The sequence below is a fragment of the Sphingomonas sp. Ant20 genome (genome assembly GCF_000783375.1).
GTDB lineage: Bacteria > Pseudomonadota > Alphaproteobacteria > Sphingomonadales > Sphingomonadaceae > Sphingomonas > Sphingomonas aerolata.
On record NZ_JRVI01000220.1, the window covers coordinates 1 to 2,199 of the forward strand.

The 2,199-nt window shown below is 70.8% G+C and carries 2 protein-coding genes and 1 pseudogene; all 3 read left to right on the top strand.

The annotated features are described in order from the left end of the window. On the top strand, positions 1–727 hold a 727-nt coding region (locus tag NI18_RS18925), incomplete at its 5' end, for a GNAT family N-acetyltransferase (RefSeq protein ID WP_037532267.1). Beyond that, the gene (locus tag NI18_RS18930) at positions 724–1,515 is read left to right on the top strand and encodes a hypothetical protein (RefSeq protein WP_052149349.1); all 792 of its coding nucleotides are present in this window, start codon (positions 724–726) and stop codon (positions 1,513–1,515) included. The genes NI18_RS18925 and NI18_RS18930, both read left to right, overlap by 4 nt. A 413-nt stretch (positions 1,516–1,928) precedes the next feature. Then, positions 1,929–2,199, top strand: a pseudogene (locus NI18_RS18935) (glycosyltransferase); the annotation flags it as partial.

Here is a 2,199-nt window from a genome sequence, read left to right on the forward strand (position 1 = left end):
GGCCTGGGATCTGGCGCAGCGGCTCGGCTGCCCGTCGGTCGAGCTTCGCGGTGGCGCGGTGCCCGCGGGGTGGGACAGCGACGCGGACAGCTATCTGGGGTTCGCGCGCGATCTGGCGGCGGATAACGATGCGGAGCTCCTCGCCATCCCGCGCAAGCAGCGCGCCGAGGTGCGGCGCGCGCTCGGCCTCGATCTCGCCATCGCGACCGGCCGCGACCGCGCAATGCTCGCCGAGCATTACCGCGTCTATGCCGAATCGGTGCGCAATCTGGGGACGCCGGTCTTTCCCGCGCGGCTCTTCCGCTCGGTCGTCGAGACGATGGACGCCGACATACTGACCGTCCGCCACCGCGGCCGCGCGGTCGCGAGCGTGCTCAGCCTCTATCACCGCGGGACCGTCTATCCCTATTGGGGCGGCGGGACCGAGGCGGCGCGCGGCCTGCGCGCGAACGACCGGATGTATTTCGCGCTGATGGCGCATGCCCGCGCGCGCGGCTGCACGCGGTTCGACTTCGGACGGTCGAAGACCGGCACCGGCGCGGCCGCGTTCAAGAAGAATTGGGGCTTCACGCCCATGCCGCGGCTCTACGCCAAGCGCAGCGACGGGCCCGCGCGCGAGGTCAATCCGCTCAACCCCAGATATGCGCTGATGGTGCGCAGCTGGAAGAAGATGCCGCTCTGGGCGGCCAATCTCGCCGGGCCGTGGATCTCCCGGGGTCTGGGGTGAGCGACCTGCTGTTCCTGGCGCACCGGGTGCCGTTCCCGCCCGATCGCGGCGACAAGATCCGCAGCTTCCACGTCCTCCGCTATCTCAGCACACGCATGCGCGTTCATCTCGTCGCGTTTGCCGACGACCCGGCGGACCTCGATCCACCCGCCGCCTTCACGGACATGCTGGCGAGCTGCACGATCCTGCCACGCGGCAAGTCGCAGGCGCGCGCCGGACTCGAGGCGCTGGCCACCGGCAAGCCCGTCTCGCTGACGGCGTTCGCTTCTCCCCCCATGCAGGCCGCGGTCGACCGCATCCTGCCACGCGTCGACGGCATCTACTGTTTCTCGGGCCAGATGGCGCAGTACCTCCCCGATGACGGGCCACCCGTGGTCATGGATTTCGTCGACATGGACTCCGCCAAGTTCGCAGGCTTCGCGGACGACTCCCGCGGCCCGATGCGCTGGATGATGCGCCGCGAGGCACGGCTGTTAGGGGCCTTCGAGCGGGAGATCGCGGCGAGGGTCTCCGCAAGCCTGTTCGTCAGCGAAGCCGAAGCCGCCCTGTTCCGCACCGGCGGCGCCACCGGACGCATCCTCGCGGTCGAGAACGGCATCGACTCGGTCACGTTCGATCCGGCTGCGCAGGCTGAGAAGGCAGGGCAGGCAGGGCAGGCTGGGCAGGCGGCACCCCCATCCCACCACCCCGGCGAAGGCCGGGGCCCAGGTGGAAAGGTCGCAGTGACAACGGACAGTCCGTCGCCATCAACGTCCCCCAACTGGACCCCGGCCTCCGCGGGGAGGTGAAAGGCAGGGCGACCGACCCGGCTGCGCATGGCGGGCAGGCCGCAACCCCATCCCACCACCCCCGGCGAAGGCCGGGGCCCAGTTGGAAAGGCCGCAGTAACACCGGACAGTCCGTCGTCATCCACGTCTCCCAACTGGACCTCGGCCTCCGCCGGGGAGGTGCCGGGCGGCGCGGGTGGCGCGACCGGACGCTTCCTGGCGGTCGAGGACGGTATCGACTCGGCGACGTTCGATCCGGCTGCGCAGGCTGGGCAGGCAGCAACCCCGTCCCACCACCCCGGCGGAGGCCGGGGCCCAGTTGGAAAGGCCGCGATAACAGCGGACAGTCCGTCGCCATCACGTCGCCCAACTGGACCCCGACCTCCGCCGGGGAGGTGAAGAGTGGGCTGGTCATCGGCAGCGCGCATGCAGACCCGCTGATCGTCTTCACCGGCCAGATGGACTACCGCCCCAATATCGAGGCCGTAACGTGGTTCGCCCGCGACATCCTCCCCCGGATCCGCACGCGCCACCCGACAGCCCGGTTCGCGATCGTCGGCCGCACCCCGACCCCGGCGGTGCAGGCGCTGGCAGGCGACGCGGTGATCGTCACCGGCGCGGTCGACGACGTGCGCGGATGGCTCGCCGCGGCCGATGTCTGCGTCGCCCCGCTGAAGCTCGCCCGCGGCATCCAGAACAAGGTGC